This window comes from Neptunomonas concharum, assembly GCF_008630635.1.
GTDB classification, from domain to species: Bacteria; Pseudomonadota; Gammaproteobacteria; order Pseudomonadales; family Balneatricaceae; genus Neptunomonas; species Neptunomonas concharum.
The window spans coordinates 1,562,434-1,579,355 of sequence record NZ_CP043869.1 but is presented as its reverse complement, the minus strand read 5'-3'; the positions used below and the strand labels follow the sequence as shown (position 1 = coordinate 1,579,355).

Annotated in this window: 19 protein-coding genes; 4 read left to right on the top strand and 15 right to left on the bottom strand. The window is 46.9% G+C overall.

What is annotated here, in order from left to right; translation table 11 throughout:
- From F0U83_RS07385 to F0U83_RS07345, 9 genes are all read right to left on the bottom strand, one after another.
- Positions 1-597, bottom strand: a complete 597-nt coding sequence (locus tag F0U83_RS07385) for a c-type cytochrome (protein WP_211343692.1) — start codon at positions 595-597, stop codon at positions 1-3.
- 43 nt (positions 598-640) lie between these two features.
- On the bottom strand, positions 641-3,769 hold the full coding sequence (locus F0U83_RS07380) for an efflux RND transporter permease subunit (protein ID WP_138988337.1): 3,129 nt from the start codon (positions 3,767-3,769) through the stop codon (positions 641-643).
- On the bottom strand, positions 3,766-5,457 hold the full coding sequence (locus tag F0U83_RS07375; protein WP_138988338.1) for an efflux RND transporter periplasmic adaptor subunit: 1,692 nt from the start codon (positions 5,455-5,457) through the stop codon (positions 3,766-3,768). Before F0U83_RS07375 ends, F0U83_RS07380 begins: the two co-directional genes overlap by 4 nt.
- On the bottom strand, positions 5,450-6,802 hold the full coding sequence (locus F0U83_RS07370) for a TolC family protein (RefSeq protein WP_138988339.1): 1,353 nt from the start codon (positions 6,800-6,802) through the stop codon (positions 5,450-5,452). The genes F0U83_RS07375 and F0U83_RS07370 overlap by 8 nt, the downstream gene beginning before the upstream one ends.
- Entirely contained in the window at positions 6,802-7,329 is a 528-nt protein-coding gene (locus F0U83_RS07365; protein ID WP_138988340.1) for a DUF411 domain-containing protein, read from the bottom strand. Before F0U83_RS07365 ends, F0U83_RS07370 begins: the two co-directional genes overlap by 1 nt.
- Before the next feature lie 134 nt (positions 7,330-7,463).
- Positions 7,464-7,853, bottom strand: coding sequence for a hypothetical protein (locus F0U83_RS07360; protein ID WP_138988341.1), 390 nt, complete (start codon positions 7,851-7,853; stop codon positions 7,464-7,466).
- A gap of 89 nt (positions 7,854-7,942) precedes the next feature.
- Complete coding sequence (gene ppsA / locus F0U83_RS07355) at positions 7,943-10,309, bottom strand: phosphoenolpyruvate synthase (RefSeq protein ID WP_138988342.1); 2,367 nt, start codon at positions 10,307-10,309, stop codon at positions 7,943-7,945.
- A gap of 145 nt (positions 10,310-10,454) precedes the next feature.
- Positions 10,455-10,940: a DTW domain-containing protein gene (locus F0U83_RS07350; protein ID WP_138988343.1), complete on the bottom strand. Its 486-nt coding sequence runs from the start codon at positions 10,938-10,940 to the stop codon at positions 10,455-10,457.
- A gap of 3 nt (positions 10,941-10,943) precedes the next feature.
- A complete protein-coding gene (locus F0U83_RS07345; protein ID WP_138988344.1) occupies positions 10,944-11,834 on the bottom strand; it encodes a LysR family transcriptional regulator in 891 nt (296 codons plus the stop codon).
- 105 nt (positions 11,835-11,939) lie between these two features.
- Between F0U83_RS07345 and F0U83_RS07340 the strand changes: the two genes are divergently transcribed.
- Positions 11,940-12,803 (top strand): MBL fold metallo-hydrolase, encoded by an 864-nt coding sequence (locus tag F0U83_RS07340; RefSeq protein ID WP_138988345.1) that lies wholly within the window; start codon positions 11,940-11,942, stop codon positions 12,801-12,803.
- A 76-nt stretch (positions 12,804-12,879) separates the two neighbouring features.
- Positions 12,880-13,281, top strand: coding sequence for a VOC family protein (locus tag F0U83_RS07335; RefSeq protein ID WP_246077840.1), 402 nt, complete (start codon positions 12,880-12,882; stop codon positions 13,279-13,281).
- An 88-nt stretch (positions 13,282-13,369) separates the two neighbouring features.
- On the opposite strand, the gene F0U83_RS07330 is transcribed toward F0U83_RS07335, so the two are convergent.
- The 4 genes from F0U83_RS07330 to F0U83_RS16955 all read right to left on the bottom strand — a co-directional run bounded on the left by F0U83_RS07330 (position 13,370) and on the right by F0U83_RS16955 (position 15,313).
- Positions 13,370-13,888, bottom strand: coding sequence for an anthrone oxygenase family protein (locus tag F0U83_RS07330; protein ID WP_138988347.1), 519 nt, complete (start codon positions 13,886-13,888; stop codon positions 13,370-13,372).
- 69 nt (positions 13,889-13,957) lie between these two features.
- Complete coding sequence (locus tag F0U83_RS07325) at positions 13,958-14,521, bottom strand: Crp/Fnr family transcriptional regulator (RefSeq protein WP_138988348.1); 564 nt, start codon at positions 14,519-14,521, stop codon at positions 13,958-13,960.
- On the bottom strand, positions 14,518-14,910 hold the full coding sequence (locus F0U83_RS07320) for a GFA family protein (RefSeq protein WP_138988349.1): 393 nt from the start codon (positions 14,908-14,910) through the stop codon (positions 14,518-14,520). Before F0U83_RS07320 ends, F0U83_RS07325 begins: the two co-directional genes overlap by 4 nt.
- A gap of 256 nt (positions 14,911-15,166) precedes the next feature.
- Positions 15,167-15,313, bottom strand: a complete 147-nt coding sequence (locus F0U83_RS16955; protein WP_170221881.1) for a hypothetical protein — start codon at positions 15,311-15,313, stop codon at positions 15,167-15,169.
- Positions 15,314-15,512: 199 nt separating this feature from the next.
- On the opposite strand from F0U83_RS16955, the gene F0U83_RS07315 reads away from it, so the two are divergent.
- Positions 15,513-15,734 carry a TA system antitoxin ParD family protein gene (locus F0U83_RS07315; protein ID WP_012518669.1) on the top strand — a complete coding sequence of 74 codons (222 nt, stop codon included), beginning with the start codon at positions 15,513-15,515 and terminating at the stop codon, positions 15,732-15,734.
- Positions 15,727-16,017 (top strand): type II toxin-antitoxin system RelE/ParE family toxin, encoded by a 291-nt coding sequence (locus F0U83_RS07310; protein WP_138988350.1) that lies wholly within the window; start codon positions 15,727-15,729, stop codon positions 16,015-16,017. The genes F0U83_RS07315 and F0U83_RS07310 overlap by 8 nt, the downstream gene beginning before the upstream one ends.
- A 225-nt stretch (positions 16,018-16,242) precedes the next feature.
- Here F0U83_RS07310 and F0U83_RS07305 read toward each other — a convergent pair whose 3' ends face one another.
- Positions 16,243-16,512 carry a Txe/YoeB family addiction module toxin gene (locus F0U83_RS07305; protein ID WP_170221883.1) on the bottom strand — a complete coding sequence of 90 codons (270 nt, stop codon included), beginning with the start codon at positions 16,510-16,512 and terminating at the stop codon, positions 16,243-16,245.
- Positions 16,505-16,759, bottom strand: a complete 255-nt coding sequence (locus F0U83_RS07300; protein WP_138988352.1) for a type II toxin-antitoxin system Phd/YefM family antitoxin — start codon at positions 16,757-16,759, stop codon at positions 16,505-16,507. Before F0U83_RS07300 ends, F0U83_RS07305 begins: the two co-directional genes overlap by 8 nt.
- Positions 16,760-16,922 lie beyond the last annotated feature (163 nt).

Sequence of the window (16,922 nt, the reverse complement as noted above, 5' to 3'; positions counted from 1 at the left end):
TCAGTCCTCTTCGGTACGATATCGAGTGTGGCAGTTGCTACAGCTCTCTTTAACCATGGTGAATAGATGATCAGCAGGCATATTATTTAAGTGCTCTTGGGACATCTGTTGCATTCCCATCATTTTGTGCCCACCCATCATTTTATGCCCACTCATCATAGAGCTGCTACCACTCATCATCGTGGTAGCCGGCGCTTGCTGAGAGCCTGCTTCATATTTAGAAGCGGCCTGCGCCAACGCTTCGCTAAAGCGCTGCAAGTCCATGGCATAACCAGAAAAACGTGGCCACTCTTGCCAGATCTCCGGTTTCGCTTCTGTATGACCTAGCCCTTTAAGGCTGCCTTTCGGGAACAGCTTTAGCAGGCTTTCACCTGACAACTGTGCGATGGTATCCGCTGCGTCTTTGACCTGTTGCGCATTGTATTCTCGTTCTCCGCTAAAAATAGCGGCTAAGGTTTTCATGGATGCTTTCATATCATCCATAGTATCCATGCGCTCTTTTACAACACCGGTCGCATTACCATGAGCAACAGCAAATTGGAGAGGTGCCAGCGATAGCAAAGCGCCCCCAATGAAGGTAACCATTGTTTTTTTCATATTTTCACCTAATCCTATTATTCTTATAAAAACGTTCATTGATTTATAGTGCGCGGGATAGACCCCGATTGCGCCATAAAAAATAAACCGCGGGCAATACCAACAATGTAAGAATGACCGCACTGACCATTCCACCAACCATCGGTGCCGCGATACGACTCATGACTTCGGAACCTGTGCCTGTTCCGTACAATATCGGTAATAAACCAACAATAATGGCGGCAGCGGTCATCATGACAGGTCTTACCCGTAACCCCGCCCCGTGCAAGACGGCATGCCTTAAGGTTTCCTCTCTGGGATCTACATGATTGGCGCGACAACGCTCTAGCATCTCTGCGTAGGCCTGGTTGAGATAGACCAACATAATGACACCAATCTCTACAGCAACACCGGCCAGCGCGATAAAACCAACACCTACCGCCACCGAGAAATTAAAGCCCTGCCAATACATCAACCAAATGCTGCCTATCATCGCTAATGGTAACGTCCCCATGATAATGGCGACTTCAACGACATTACGAAAACTCATATAAAGCAATACGATAATGATCGCTAATGTGAGCGGTACAACGTAAGTCAGTTTCTCTTTAGCCCGCAGCATATACTCGTATTGTCCTGACCAATTGATGGAGTAACCAGGCGGCAGTACCAGTTGATCAGCGACCACCTTCTGCGCTTCCTCAACATAAGTCCCAACATCCACCCCATCAATGTCAATAAAACTCCAACCGTTGAGGCGAGCATTCTCACTCTTGATGCCAGGTGGGCCATCTTCAATAAAAATATTAGCCACGTCCCCTAGAGAGATGCGTTGCCCTGCCGGTGTGACTATCGGAAGCAGACCAAGCTGTTCAGGCGAATCCCTATACGCTTGAGGATAACGCACATTGATCGGGTAACGCTCCAACCCTTCTATCGACTGGGAAACATTCATACCCCCAACGGCACTACCAATCACTTGCTGTACGTCCGCAATATTCAAACCATAACGCGCTGCTTTTTCTCGCTGGATATCCACCTTGATATATCGACCGCCGGCCACACGCTCGGAGTAAACCGAAGCCGTACCGGGTATCGATACCATGATCTGTTCTAGCTGCTCTCCTATTTTTTGGATTTCTGCCAAATCAGGCCCGGCTATTTTTACCCCTACTGGCGTTTTAATACCGGTTGCCAGCATATCAATCCGGGTTTTAATAGGCATAACCCACGCATTGGTTAATCCTGGAATCTGGACTAACGAATCCAACTCCTTTTTAAGCTTCTCCGTTGTCATACCGGGCCGCCATTCACTCTGCGGCTTTAGCTGAATAAAGGTTTCGATCATGGTCAGTGGCGCAGGGTCAGTAGCTGATTCCGCACGCCCCACTTTACCAAATACAGAGCTAACCTCAGGGACTGTCTTAATTAACTTATCGGTTTGCTGCAATAACTGACGAGCCTGACCAATGGATATGCCAGGATAAGTTGTTGGCATATACATCAGATCCCCTTCATCCAGTGGCGGTATAAACTCACTACCCAGCTTATTAACAGGCCACAAACCAATCAGAAACACACCGACAGCTAATAACAACGTTATTTTAGGAAAGCGTAAAACCGCTTTAAGCGTTGGCATATAAACAGCGGTTAACAACCGGTTAACAGGGTTTTTATGTTCAGGCAGGACTTTACCTCGAATAAAGTACCCCATTAACACAGGTACGAGCGTTACTGCCAATGCCGCAGACGCTGCCATCGCGTAGGTTTTGGTAAAAGCCAATGGCGCGAACATACGCCCTTCCTGTGCCTCAAGGGTAAACACAGGCACAAAACTCACCGTGATGATGAGCAAACTAAAAAACAACGCAGGCCCCACCTCTGTTGCCGATGCAACAACGACAGACCAACGGTTCTCTTTTGTTAGCGGGGTTCGCTCCATGTGCTTATGCATGTTTTCAATCATTACAATGGCGCCATCGATCATCGCGCCTATAGCAATAGCAATCCCCCCTAGCGACATGATATTGGCGTTGATACCTTGTAAATGCATCACAATAAAGGCCGCTAATATACCCACCGGCAAACTGATGATCGCAACTAATGAAGAGCGAATATGGAATAAGAACACCATACATACCAAAGCGACCACTACAAACTCTTCAAGTAGCTTGAACCATAGATTCTCAACGGCGCGATCAATTAAGCCCGAGCGATCATAAACAGTGACGACCTCAACCCCTTCAGGAAGTCCTTGTTTTAAGGTTTCAAGTTTCGCTTTTATGCCATCGATGGTTTTACTGGCATTTTCACCGAAGCGCATGACTACCACACCGCCGACCACTTCCCCTTCGCCATTAAGCTCAGCAACACCGCGGCGCATTTGAGGTCCAACACCTACATCAGCGACATCTTTCAGCAAAACGGGCGTGCCTTGTTGATTCACACCTAAGGGAAGCGTTCGTAAATCCTCAACACTGGATATATACCCGGTTGCCCTGACCATATACTCAGCCTCGGCCATCTCAATAACGGATGCACCGACTTCCTGATTGCCCCGTTTAATGGCATTTTGAATATGGCTAAGCGGCATATCAAACGCCCGCAATTTATCTGGATCAACTCTGACCTGATATTGCTTAACCATGCCACCAATCGGCGCAACTTCAGAGACACCTGGAACCGTTTGCAACTCATACTTCAGAAACCAGTCCTGAATACTACGCAGCTTACCTAAGTCATGTTTTCCCGTTTTATCAACCAATGCATAGAGATACACCCAGCCCACACCCGTTGCATCAGGTCCAAGCTGAGGTCTGGCGTTTTCAGGTAATGAAGGTGCTACTTGGCTGAGATACTCCAACACGCGACTTCGCGCCCAGTACATATCGGTATCATCATCGAAAATGACGTAAACATAGGAATCACCAAAAAAAGAGTACCCTCTCACGGTCACCGCTCCAGGAACGGACAGCATCGCGGTCGTGAGTGGATAGGTCACCTGATCCTCTACCACTTGAGGTGCTTGCCCCGGATAGCTGGTTTTGATGATTACTTGTACATCAGATAGATCGGGGATTGCATCAACCGGTGTATTTTTCAGCGACCATATACCTGCGCCTACGAGGATTAATGTCGCTAATAAAACAAAAAACCGGTTCGAAACAGACCAACGAATAATAGCCGCTATCATTCCCCCGCCCCCTGCTTCTGATGATTCATACCTTGGTGAGCACTGTGATCCATCTCTGGCATGGCTTCATGATTCATACCCTGATGAGCACTGTGATCCATCTCTGGCATGGCCTCATGATTCATACCCTGATGAGCGCTATGATCCATCTCTGGCATGGTTTCATGATTCATACCTTGATGAGCGCTGTGGTCCATCTCTGGCATTGCTGTACCTTGAGTGTCAGGGATATGAATACCCGTAATCGGGAATTGCCCTTGCTTATCTTTAATCTCAACATGGAGGGTAGAGCCTTCAGGAAGGTCTGGCATCTCAACCTGTTCATCCAATGTGAAGTCCATCGTCATGGTGGGCCAGCCCCATGCCTCGATAGGGGCATGCTTAAGGGTTAACATCCGGTGACCTGGCATGCTGCTAATGAGGGTCGCTTCCACCCAAACAGAGGATGGTTTTTCTGGTTCAGAGGCTTCGGGGGACATACGTTTAAAGTCAGACGTTTTACTCGACTCGGAGTCCAGCATAAACTGGGCTGCCGTTACAATACGATCCTCTTCATTTAACCCTGAGAGTACTTCGATTAGCTGCCCATCGGTCTGGCCTGTTTTCACTTCAACAGACTTAAAGCGCCCTTCGCCCAACGCAATAACGACTCGATTAACATTACCGGTGCGAATAACCGCCTCTTGGGGCACCGTTAGCACGGCCTTCTCCATTGGGTTTTCAATCATCACACGTGCAAACATATTGGGCTTTAACGCGTGATCCTCGTTTGCGAACCGCAACCGTACTTTTAGCGTACGCGTTTTCGCATCCAACTCTGGATAGATATAATCAACACGTCCCTCTCTGATTACACCCGGTTGGAAGTCGGACTCCAACGTAACGACTAAGCCTTCCTTTAGTAAGGCGGCTTGACGCTCAAACACTTCCGCTTCTACCCACATCTCATCCAACGAAGCCACCGAAAGCAACGTCATACCGGGCTTAACATACATACCTTCAGATAAGTTAAAGTCATCGACAACACCGCTAACAGGAGCCTTAAATGTGACGTATTGCTGGGCTTTTCGGTTTTTACGCAGATCGGTAATAAATGCATCCGATACTTGCAAGGCCTTCAATCTCGCTTCAGCCGCCTTCACCAAGCGACTATCGTTGCGCGCTAAAGCAAATAGTAACTCCTCTTGCGCATTAACCAATAAGGGGGAGTAAATCTCATAAAGCGGTTCACCTTTTGTAACTTGTTCCCCCTTTGAGCGCACAAAAGATTTCTCAATCCAGCCATCTACCCGAGGGTGAATATGAGTAACTTTATCCTGATTATATTGAACATAACCAACCGTACGTATTTTGAAGCTCAACGGCTGTTTGACGACTTCACCGATACGTACCCCTAGATTATTTATCATTTCAGGGGCAACACTGATCGTCCCAGGGCCACTATCACTCCCTTGGTTGGCCTCTTCAAATACGGGTATCAGATCCATCCCCATAGGAGATTTACCGGGTTTATCCCGACGATAATTGGGGTCCATTGGAGCCACCCAATACAGTGGTTCAGGTTCACCCGAGATCTTACTCGTATCGCCATTCTCCATGCCTATATAGGGTAATGCGACCCAAACGGCTGCCGCACCAACCGCGATACCTACCGTCAACGTGCCTAGTGTTTTCATCATATTACTCATGATCTCCCCCAGCGATTTCCAATAAAGAAGGAGCCGAGCCGGATAAGAGATAATCCATTTGTGCCAGCTGTTTCTGCATATCTGTCGTAATGTTAATCAACTCAACTTTGGCGTTGAGTTCTGCTAATTGAGAACGCACAACCTCAGAAAAATCACCTGTATCATTCTGATATGCACTTTCTGCCGCGTGGCTTTGCGCATGAAGTTTAGGAATTAATACGGACTGGTAGTGCTGTTGCCGTTGTTCTAGCCGAAGCGCTTGTACTTTGGCAGTATTAAATGCCGAGAGCATCTCTCTAAGCATGACCAGCTGTTCTGTTTTAACCATTTCGCGCTCAGCAATGGCCGCCTTCACATTCTGGTCCTGCCTGACTTGTGAGAAAATTGGCATATCTACACTGACACCGAATGTCACCAGATCAGATCGTTCTCGACCAAACCCATCTTCTCCACGATGCCCATAACTGGCGTTCAGCATCCACTCAGGCTTATAAGCTTGCTCAGCTAATTGAACGCCATTACTGCGGACTTCATACTTTTTTTCCAACAGCTTAAAAGTGGGGTGCTGTCGTAAAGCACGCATAAGTTCAGAATCCTTAGCGTTAGTTAAACGTAAAAAACGCTCAGGGAAAGGATACGAAACCTTGGTGTCGCTTCCCTTAAAGTCAAATTGATACTCATTGGCAACCCTATCGCTTAACAGCCACGTCTGTAGCTGTTGTTCGGCCGCCTGCTCTTTCTGCTGCAGGCGGTATAAGCGATCTTCTAACTGCTCTTGTTCTAATTCCGTACGAATCAGTTGCTGCTGTCGGCTAGAGGATAGACCTGAGGTGTAGTTAGCTAACGAAATATCAGCAAGCTGCTGAAAAAGCCGCCGATTTTTTTCAAGTAGCTGTGTTGTCTCTTTTGCATTGGCCGCATCTAACCAAAGCTGTGTAATCGTCAATTTAACCTGAGCCGCTCGCACTGCTCGCTGTAAAGGTAACTGTTCTCCTTGCAATAGGTAGTTACGACCACTCAACTGTAAGGTATCGCCACGGGGTATTTTTTGAGACACACCGAGTACTAATTGCGTCATCGCCTCCTGATTAAAGTCAAAGCTATCTGTTGGCATGTTTGCCAGCGCCAGCGATAACTTAGGATCCGGCAATTGACTAGCTGCCATGCCCTTGGCTTGAAGCGCGCTTTGGCTAAGGAGATTACCCTCAAACCAAGGATCTTGTTTTATCGCAAGCTCAACAACCTCGGGAAGCGTAATGGTTGATCGCAAGTGCTGATCAGCCACAGCAAGACTACTGACGCCCATCATCAGCAGCGCTAACGAGTGTTTATAAGTCAGCCTCATTAATACTGCTCCTGCTGTTGGCTAATATGCGCATACACCTCGCTAGAACCATCTTCCTTGAGCAAAAGCACATCATAAGGCGTGAACTGATCCCCCATCTCCATGCCCGGACTACCCGCTGGCATACCAGGAACCGCAAGCCCCCGAGCCCCTTCAGGCTTTTCATTTAAGAACTTCTCGACTAGACGGACAGGCACGTGCCCTTCAAACACATAGCCCTCTTTAGATACAGCGGTATGGCATGAGGCATACTGGGGTTCAACTCCCCAACGCTGCTTCTCAGCGGTTAAGTTTTCTGGGTGTACCGCTTTTGTTGCTATGCCCCGTTGCTCTGCATGCTCGATCCAAGCACCACAACAGCCACAGGTCGGGCTCTTATAAACCACCAGCGATGTCGGTGTATTGGTAGTTTTTTCTACAGCAGCGGCTGTATTCGCTTGAGTCGTACTGTCAGTACAACCGACTATCGCAATAGAAAGAATTAGCGAACCTGCCGCTACAGCAAAGTGACGTTTAATGTGTGACATGATGTGTCCCTCTTACTGCTTGCCTTGATCGCGTATAGCGCGGAGGCCGCACCATAAGATAACGGTATAAATAACAAGCAAGCAAAAATAGATAAGGCGTAAGCCCTGCTTAAAATTAAAAGTGTTTTTAAGGATTAAGCTGTTATCGGGGGACGATAAAGAGAGTCAGAGGAGGAAAGTAGAACCGAGCTAGGTTCAATAAAACGTTGGAAATCAACATCTCCAAACGTGAGATACAACCCTGTATCAGGGCATGCCGTTACAGAAAGGCAATGAGCAGTGACACAATTCTCCATCTCATTGCAACAATCTGCAGACTCCATTGGCATTGAATGACAACCCATACTGGCATCTGCTGATTCCATGCCGCTGCAATGGTCACTGTCACTTTGCATTGTTTGATGCTGCTGTTGAGGTAACATCTGCCAAGGAGACACCGACGCCACAGCATAGCTGAACAACTGCATGATAAGCATCAGCAGTAATCCAAACATAAGCAATGTACGGCGGTTAAGTAGTAACATCAGTTTTCCAAAGTGAACTAATAACTGGAGTCTAATCTGATTTCCACAATAAATAAAGTGGCCACCGCTAACGTGTGGCCACTTACTGTTTATTTCGATTCGTTCGCTAAGAAGAACCAAGTATCCAGCACTGAGTCCGGGTTAAGGGATACGCTACTGATCCCCTGCTCCATTAGCCACCTTGCCAAATCAGGGTGATCTGATGGCCCTTGCCCGCAGATGCCGATATATTTGCCCTGCGCTTTGCACGCATCAATCGCCATACTGAGGAGTTTTTTCACGGCATCGTTACGCTCATCAAACAGATGGGCAATGACGCCAGAATCGCGATCTAACCCTAATGTCAGCTGTGTAAGATCGTTAGAGCCGATAGAGAAGCCATCAAAGTATTCAAGGAACTGATCCGCCAAGAGCGCATTGGACGGTATCTCGCACATCATAATAACGCGCAGACCATTTTCGCCACGGCGCAAACCGTTCTCTTCTAGCAGGTCAATCACTTGTTTTGCTTCGCCGACCGTGCGCACAAACGGAATCATGACCTCAACATTCGTTAGGCGCATTTCATCACGCACTTTCTTGAGTGCACGACACTCCAGCTCAAAGCAATCTTGGAAAGAATCCGAAATATAGCGCGCCGCACCACGGAAACCGAGCATGGGGTTTTCTTCTCCCGGCTCATACTGATCTCCGCCAATCAGGTGTCCATATTCGTTAGACTTAAAGTCCGACATACGAACAATCACTTTCTTCGGATAGAAAGCCGCAGCAAGCGTAGCGATACCCTCAACCAGTTTCTCCACATAGAAATCTACCGGCCCACCATAACCCGAGATGCGACGCTCGATAACTTGTCTGACTTCAGGACTTTGATCGTGCAAATTTAGTAACGCTTTAGGGTGGACACCAATCATGCGGTTAATGATGAACTCTAGCCGCGCTAAACCAACACCCGAGTTAGGTAGGGATTGGAAGTCAAAAGCACGATCTGGGTTACCAACATTCATCATCACATCAAAAGGCAAATTCGGCATAGAATCAACACTGTTGGTCTGATGCTCAAAATTCAGCTTGCCCTCATAAGCACGTCCGGTATCGCCTTCAGCACAAGAGACAGTGACGACTTGGCCATCGCGTAGGCGGTCTGTGGCATCAGCACAGCCAACAATAGCTGGGATACCCAGCTCTCGCGCAATAATCGCCGCGTGGCAGGTACGGCCTCCTCGGTTTGTGATGATGGCAGAAGCCCGTTTCATCACCGGCTCCCAGTCTGGATCTGTCATATCTGTTACCAGCACATCACCGGGCTGGACTTGATCCATCTCTGCCAAATCAGAAACCAAACGCACAGGGCCAGAGCCGATACGATGGCCAACCGACCGCCCTTCTACCAGTACATTGCCTTTTTCTTTTAGCAGGTATCGCTCGATGACATTCGCATTATCACGGCTACGAACCGTCTCAGGGCGTGCTTGAACAATATACAGCTCACCATCGTCGCCATCTTTTGCCCACTCAATATCCATAGGACGGTTGTAATGCTTCTCAATAATGACAGCGATCTCTGCCAGACGTTGAACATCCGCATCCGTAATGCAGAAGCGGTTTCGATCTTTTGCATCTACGCTGACGGTTTCTACCGCATTTTTAGTCGAGCCTTCACCCGCATACACCATCTTAATCGCTTTAGACCCCAAAGTACGGCGTAGAATAGCCGGTACTTTTTGCGTGAGCGTAGGCTTATAAACATAAAACTCATCAGGGTTGACCGCCCCCTGAACAACCGTCTCACCCAAACCATAAGCAGCCGTAATAAAGACTACATGGTTAAAGCCAGACTCTGTATCCATAGTAAACATAACGCCAGAGGCGCCCGTTTCACTACGTACCATACGCTGTACGCCTGCCGATAAGGCGACTTCACTATGTTCAAACTCTTGGTGCACACGATAGGAGATAGCGCGATCATTATAAAGAGAGGCAAATACCTCTTTGATCGCCTGCTTAACGTGATCAAGACCGCGTATATTCAGGAATGTCTCTTGCTGCCCAGCAAAAGACGCATCAGGAAGATCCTCAGCGGTTGCTGACGAACGAACCGCCACCGCTACTTCATCCCCTTGCGTCATATCGGCATAAGCTAGCTCAATCGCTTTATCGAGCTCCGGTTGAAACTCCGCCTCTAAAATCCACTGGCGGATCGCTTTACCTGTGGACGCTAAAGCAACCACATCGTTGGCATCAAGTTGATTAAGGGATTCGTCGATCTTCTCTTTAAGACCGGTATGCACCAGAAAATCTCTGAACGCTTCAGCCGTAGTCGCAAAACCACCGGGGACTTTAACGCCGACGCTGGTTAGCTGGCTGATCATTTCACCGAGGGATGCGTTTTTACCGCCTACTTTTTCAACATCGCCCATACCCGCCTGGTCGAGACGTAATACGTAATTATGCAAAGCCTGTTTCTCCTGCTATCCAAGAAATCTGCTGCTATTGTTATCACTATTTTTATGCGCAGCGAACGATGGCACACAGCATACTGTAATTTAGAGGAAAAATGAAAAGGCCTTATAATGATTTAAGACAAAAAACGGACCGATGTTATCCCTTTAGACCCTTATTAAAATCCACAAAACGTTGCTGTAATTCATCTGCTGCACCCAAACGTTTGTTTTGTCGCAATAACGCGATTGCACACTCTGCCGTGCACAACCCACCTGCCACTTGGTTTCTTCTTAGCCTGAATTCAGACGGTTGCACGTTCACTAATGCAAACCGAGGTAAACGGTGCAAGTAAGGCGATCGGTTATAGATCTTACGAGCCTCCTGCCAAGTGGCATCAATGATAATAAACGTATCGCACCTGTTAATCTGTTGAGTATCAACCATTCCCACCTCAGACTCAGGATAAAGCAGCGCCACGCTCCCTTTTTCAATAAGGTTTAATAACACCTCGTCGGGCTGAGTTCGAGACCAGATAATCCGGGAGACCTTGAGCCCTTTGCTGCTTTCTAGCAACCGTCCGGTGTTAGTCGCTTTAGTAACCTCACGCGCATGGGTTAGAAGAAGAATATGCAGGGTGTCCATTCGCTAGTCCCAAGGGTGCTGAGCATAGTAGTCAGCCATAAAGTCGATCAAGGCTCTAACCGTCGGTGATAGATGCTTTCTGGATGAGTAAAACCCATAGATACGCATCTCTGGAGGTTGCCAATCCGGCAAAACCGGTTGCAAATTACCTTCTGAGATTGCCTGATTTGCCAAGTAAGTTGGCAGTAGTGCGACCCCTGCCCCTTGAATAGCGGCCTGCATTAAGACACTCGTCTCGTTCGCACTTAGTCGGCAACCGACACTAATCGCTACATGCTGATCACCTCGACTTAGATGCCATACATTGCGCTCGAAGTACTTATGCCCCAGACAATCATGAGAAACGAGATCCTCAGGAGATCTGATAGCTGCAAAGCGGGCCAGATAACTGGGAGATGCCGCCATAACAGAACGGCATTGAGCAATCGGTTTGCCAATCAACGAGGGATTTGGATTAGAAGCGATGCGTATCGCTAAATCGATGCGCTGTTCAACTAAATCGACCGCCGTATCTTCTAAATCCACATCCACAGATACGCGAGGATGCAATGCCATAAACTCGACCAACGCAGGCGCTACATGAGCATATCCAAAAGAGGGACTGACAGCGATACGGATAGCATCGCTTAGCTCACCAGATGGGTTGGCATTGCTAACTAACTGATGTGCCGCTTCCAGCCATGCCTCGACATCCTTTAAGCAATGCTCACCGGCACTGGTCAGCGTTACTTTACGCGTCGTTCGATGAAACAAGCGCACCGCCAACCAGCCTTCCATTGCCTCGATGTAGCGCGTCACCATTGGGCGAGACATATCTAGCCGTTGTGCTGTTGCTGTAAAACTGCCGGAGTAAGCCAGATCAACAAACACCTCTGCGGCTGTTACTCTATCCATAATTAGACCGAAATATGAAACAAAGCTACACAATTTAAACCATATATCCGAGCATATCAAACCTTTAGACTGCCCTCATCACTCTTTAAAACAATGAGGAACACCATGAAACTACCTGCCCTATTAACCGCTCTGGTTATCTCAACAACCGTATCTGCTGCAGACAAAGCACCACTCACCTTAAAAGTGTATAACGCTTCTGAAAGCAGTTTTCACGTCAACTCCACCCTCATATACGGTGATACCGAAGCGGCCGTCATCGATGCGGGTTTTACCAAAGCAGACGGATTACGTATTGCTGCCAATGTGCTCGACTCCGGTAAGAAATTAACCACTATTTTTATCAGCCAAGCCGACCCAGATTATTACTTTGGCGCGGAAGTGTTAAAGCAACTGTTCCCTGAAGCCAACGTTATCGCTGCACCTAGTGTTGTAAAAGTGCTAGAAAAGAAAAAGGCCGGCAAGGTTTCATTTTGGGGGCCTAAAATGGGGGCAAACGCGCCCACCCATCCGGTTACGCCTACCGCCTATAAAGAAACATCATTCAGTGTTGATGGTTACCCTATCGAAATCAAAGGCACAGAGGGCCCCTTAGCTCATCGCCCTTACTTATGGGTTCCATCACTCAAAGCGGTTGTGGGGAATGTTGCCGTATTTGGTGATCTGCACGTCTGGACCGCAGACACTCAAACCGATGTGCAACAAGCAGCTTGGCTAGATCAACTAACAGAGATGCAAGCTCGCAACCCCAAGATTGTTGTCCCTGGACACATGCAAGCAGAAACACCCACCGATGTAACGGCTATTCATTACACGGCGGATTATCTGCAACGCTTTGCTAAAGAAAAACGAAATAGCAAAGACAGCGCAGCCTTAATCCAAGAGATGACAACGCATTACCCAGATGCAAAACTAAAGGTTGCACTCGATATTGGTGCTAAAGTACATAAAGGAGAAATGGCGTGGTAAAACTGTCGCATTTGTTCAAGACAACTCGCTAACTCAGCGCCTAAACTCAAAGGATGAATCTAAAGCGTGAGGCACGATGATGGAACCTTTAACATTTAAATACACCATTCTCTATGTAGACAGCGTAAAAGATACACTGGCATTTTATGAGGCCGCATTTGGCCTAAGCACAGCGATGCTGCATGAAAGTGGTGATTATGGGGAACTCAAAACAGGCGCAACGACACTGTCGTTCTCCTCGTTAGAACTGATGGAGACGCTTGGAAAAAAACCGTCTAAAGCTAACGCCAATAATCCATCTTTTGAGATTGCTTTTGAAACTGATGATGTACCCGCCGCGCTCTCCCGCGCTTTAAAAGCGGGTGCCTCATTGGTGCAAGATGTTGAACAGATGCCATGGGGACAAACAACAGCGTATGTATCTGATATCAATGGCTGTTTAGTCGAGTTGTGCACACCCGTGGCAGCTCAACCATAGCCAGTATCATGCAGCTACTTCGGAAAAGCCAACAGGATCGCTTATACATCTGGCGGCTTTTCTTGCTCTAGCTAATGTAACATCAACCCTACCCTCTACTGACATCATCTTTTCTCAATACTGTGGCACCGGGTGAGCGGCTCAATAGAATTGTCGCCATAACAAACAACGCCCCACTGATCCATGTTCGTAGCAGATTAGCCTGATTCCATTGCGCGCGCACCGCTTCCCAATCAGTCGGCAAATCATGAACATCCCAAGACTCCGTATAATAATTGAGCGGCAAGTTAACCCACTTAGTAAACATGACAATGCCAAGCATATATGCCAATCCCACTGCCAACCAGAGCCAACCAATAGAACAACGCTGCTGGAGAAAAACCACCGCCGTAATCAGTGCAAAAACACCCGCACCAAAGAAACAAACAAAAAAGCCTGCATGGCGCACATTTACGTTAAACAAGGATTGTACCGTGGCGTACATTTCACCATTTAAAACTAATGTGGCGTAGTTAACGTTAAAAGAATACGTCGCAAAAAAGCCCGCCATCACCCCTAATAAAAGTGTGCTGATGATCGGCATAATCCGAACAAGCAATGTAGACATAACACCTCCTACTAATTTGCTGCAGTATCGCCAAGCACTATTAGAAGGTCGTTAACAAATGATAAGAAACTAACGATTCTTTATACGAGAAAGAGAAACAGGCGTGATACCAAGATAACTCGCAATATGCTGTGCGGAAACTTGCTCTATCAACCGAGGTGAAGTATCACACAACTGCTGATAGCGCTCTGCAGCACTCAAATGTAACCAATCGCGTTCTCTCGCCAACTTTGAATCAATTAGGCGCTCCAACCATAGATGGCTAAATGACAGCCACGCTTGATCACACTCAAAAGCACCGCGAAAATCTGCATAAGACCACACATCACAGTGAATATCCGTTAGCGCTTGTATATAAAAACCCGCCGCCTTCTCACGCAAAGCAGGCGTGACAGGCCAAAAAAAGTCATTCGCCATAAAGAAGCGCTTGTTATGCTCTCGCCCTTGCGTATCTAAGTAGAACATCCGCACCACCCCAGCATGAAGCCAATAAACATGCTGCCAAGAATCAGATGCGACCAATAAAGTTTCACCCTTAATGCCCCGCCGTACTTGCTTGCAGTCATTCAATGTCTGTTGCACTGACTTAGCAAGATCTGATAATGGCGAATACGACTGAAGGGACGACATCATTTTGGCTGCCATTCCTCATAACTAGGGATACCCTCATCCTCCAGCCACTCGACATCATGCTTTGTCCAAATATGAGCTTCTGGCTTTACTTCAGGATCATCATCCAAAGTCGCTACTCGCAGAATCACATGTGGCTGGGCTGGCCTTTCTGCCACCAACTGTGTGCCACATACAGAACAGAAGTGTCTTATTTTCCCTGGGCTAGACTCAAAGCTTGAAAGCTTATCTTTACCACGCAGCCATCGAAAATGCGCTCTTAATACTCCAGCCGTAGGTGCAAAAGGTGCGGCATGTGCTTTCTGGCAAGTCTTACAGTGGCAAAAAATGATTGGCATATCCAGCGAGTCAACCTCGTACTCGATAGCTCTACACAGACAACTCCCCTTCATACACTTTCTCCTTGAATACTAACGACGGGCTTTGGGGCTAACTTGTGGCTACGAAGCAGCAGCTCCTAATGGCGACAACAGCCCTGTGTTAAATATCTTTTCATATCTCGGCTTATATGGCCACTTCAACCATATTGACGCCATGCCAGAGGAAAATAACAGGACAGCCATAAGCTAGGGAACATAAGATTAATTCCTAAATATAAAGACTTGGTTCCCATTTTATGCGAGCTGCAGAGTATTAGTGGGAACTTATTCATATGTTTCCTAGTCCATTGTTATCTTTTTTGATTTGGTCAATCACATAATCTTTGAAAAGCTGGTTGTCGTAGGCACGTTGGTAAGCCGGCACAAAGATTCTGTTTCCTGCCAGCATTTGTTTGATTGTTGTTGAAGCGTCCATGACTTCATTTCTCCTTTGGATTGTGATCTTGGGTCATAACACCCGCATAACGGGCAAAAACAATACCAAGCGAAGCGCAGGGCCCTGCGTGTTTTTGTCCCTAGCGAGCACTGCGAGTGTTAATGCGCTTGTTATCCGCAACTTGCCACATTTGTAGCGCCTTGCTACAATCTGACAGAAAGCTATTAGGAGGCACCTTATGGCAACTGCAAGCGTAAGGCTAGATCAAGATCTGGTTGAGAAAGCGACCATTATGGGTAAAGCGCTAAATCGAACTATGCCGAAACAGATTGAGCATTGGGCAAAGATAGGTGAAATGATGGAAGATAATCCTGACTTGCCATACGAATTCGTTAAACAGGCAATCATTTCCAAAGCTGAAAAAGAGGCTGGAAAATTGGAGCCTTACGATTTTGGCTAAGATTACCAAAGTTTTACAGACAGCTAGTTTCAAGAAGGCGGTAAAGAAGTTACATCAGAATCAGAAAAAAGATTTGGATAAAACCGTAAAGATACTGATGGACGATCCCCTCCTAGGGGAGCAGAAAAAAGGGGACCTAGCATTTCTGCGCGTGTATAAATTCAAAATGGTCAAACAGTTAACTTTACTTGGTTACAGCTACAAGGATGGCACTGTAATACTGGAATTAATAGCACTTGGTTCTCATGAGAACTTTTATTGCGATGTTAAAAAGTTATTCTGACCAATTACCTTAACGCTATATGCATTAGAACTTATACTGACGAAGACCGTTTTTCTTTTAAGTAGAGCTACAGTGGAAACCAGAACCAAATCTTGCCTTGATACCTGTAAAAGTAGCCAATGACCACCCACTGGACAACCAGCCATAAAACCGAGAAGAAGAAAAACCCTCTATGGCACGATGTCTCGGGGAGAGTAAAGTACGACAATATCACTGAAGTCTATTTTAGTAATGGTAGCGGCACGAAATTATCGTTATCGCCTGATCATCGACAGCATAGACGAGTCTATTTGTGTCATCAATGCGACGTGACCAAAAACCAGATAGGTTCTCTTTTAAAGGCTCTGGCTTACCAATACCCTCAAACGGAGAGCGCCTCACGTCATTGATGAGTTTGTTGATACGCTTTAATGTTTTCTTGTCTTGGGTTTGCCAATACAAATAGTCATCCCAAGCAGCATCAGTCCACGATAACAGATATTGGCTACTACTCATCAACTAACTCTCGTGCTGTTGTTTTACCAGCACGATATTGCGCTATAGAACGATTTAAATGCTCTGCGTTTTGAGGAGAACGAAGTAAGTGAACGGTCTCCATAAGGCTGTTGTAGTAGTCTAAAGACATAACCACTGCATCTTCAGAGTCACGGCGTGTAATGACTGTTGTATCGGCATCATTAACTACCCCGTCTAGAACAGCTTTGAGGCTATTTCTTGCTTCTGTAAAAGATACGATTTTCATAAGAACCTCAACCTGTACATTTAATGGAACAAGTATAGTCTTACAGAGCACACCTGTACAGTAAACCGGACATTTAACTAACATCTTGCATCAGCAGTAAGCTCTACTTTCTTGCAGGACAATTAACGCTTGGCTTAGGGGCGGGTTTGGAGCTGCAAAGCAT

Excerpts from the sequence above, each read along its gene's own strand:
- F0U83_RS07385 (WP_211343692.1), bottom strand. The coding sequence starts at position 597 with ATGAAAAAAACAATGGTTACCTTCATTGGGGGCGCTTTGCTATCGCTG.
- F0U83_RS07380 (WP_138988337.1), bottom strand. The coding sequence starts at position 3,769 with ATGATAGCGGCTATTATTCGTTGGTCTGTTTCGAACCGGTTTTTTGTT.
- F0U83_RS07375 (WP_138988338.1), bottom strand. The coding sequence starts at position 5,457 with ATGAGTAATATGATGAAAACACTAGGCACGTTGACGGTAGGTATCGCG.
- F0U83_RS07370 (WP_138988339.1), bottom strand. The coding sequence starts at position 6,802 with ATGAGGCTGACTTATAAACACTCGTTAGCGCTGCTGATGATGGGCGTC.
- F0U83_RS07365 (WP_138988340.1), bottom strand. The coding sequence starts at position 7,329 with ATGTCACACATTAAACGTCACTTTGCTGTAGCGGCAGGTTCGCTAATT.
- F0U83_RS07360 (WP_138988341.1), bottom strand. The coding sequence starts at position 7,853 with ATGTTACTACTTAACCGCCGTACATTGCTTATGTTTGGATTACTGCTG.
- F0U83_RS07350 (WP_138988343.1), bottom strand. The coding sequence starts at position 10,940 with ATGGACACCCTGCATATTCTTCTTCTAACCCATGCGCGTGAGGTTACT.
- F0U83_RS07345 (WP_138988344.1), bottom strand. The coding sequence starts at position 11,834 with ATGGATAGAGTAACAGCCGCAGAGGTGTTTGTTGATCTGGCTTACTCC.
- F0U83_RS07340 (WP_138988345.1), top strand. The coding sequence starts at position 11,940 with ATGAAACTACCTGCCCTATTAACCGCTCTGGTTATCTCAACAACCGTA.
- F0U83_RS07335 (WP_246077840.1), top strand. The coding sequence starts at position 12,880 with ATGATGGAACCTTTAACATTTAAATACACCATTCTCTATGTAGACAGC.
- F0U83_RS07330 (WP_138988347.1), bottom strand. The coding sequence starts at position 13,888 with ATGTCTACATTGCTTGTTCGGATTATGCCGATCATCAGCACACTTTTA.
- F0U83_RS07325 (WP_138988348.1), bottom strand. The coding sequence starts at position 14,521 with ATGATGTCGTCCCTTCAGTCGTATTCGCCATTATCAGATCTTGCTAAG.
- F0U83_RS07320 (WP_138988349.1), bottom strand. The coding sequence starts at position 14,910 with ATGAAGGGGAGTTGTCTGTGTAGAGCTATCGAGTACGAGGTTGACTCG.
- F0U83_RS16955 (WP_170221881.1), bottom strand. The coding sequence starts at position 15,313 with ATGGACGCTTCAACAACAATCAAACAAATGCTGGCAGGAAACAGAATC.
- F0U83_RS07315 (WP_012518669.1), top strand. The coding sequence starts at position 15,513 with ATGGCAACTGCAAGCGTAAGGCTAGATCAAGATCTGGTTGAGAAAGCG.
- F0U83_RS07305 (WP_170221883.1), bottom strand. The coding sequence starts at position 16,512 with ATGAGTAGTAGCCAATATCTGTTATCGTGGACTGATGCTGCTTGGGAT.
- F0U83_RS07300 (WP_138988352.1), bottom strand. The coding sequence starts at position 16,759 with ATGAAAATCGTATCTTTTACAGAAGCAAGAAATAGCCTCAAAGCTGTT.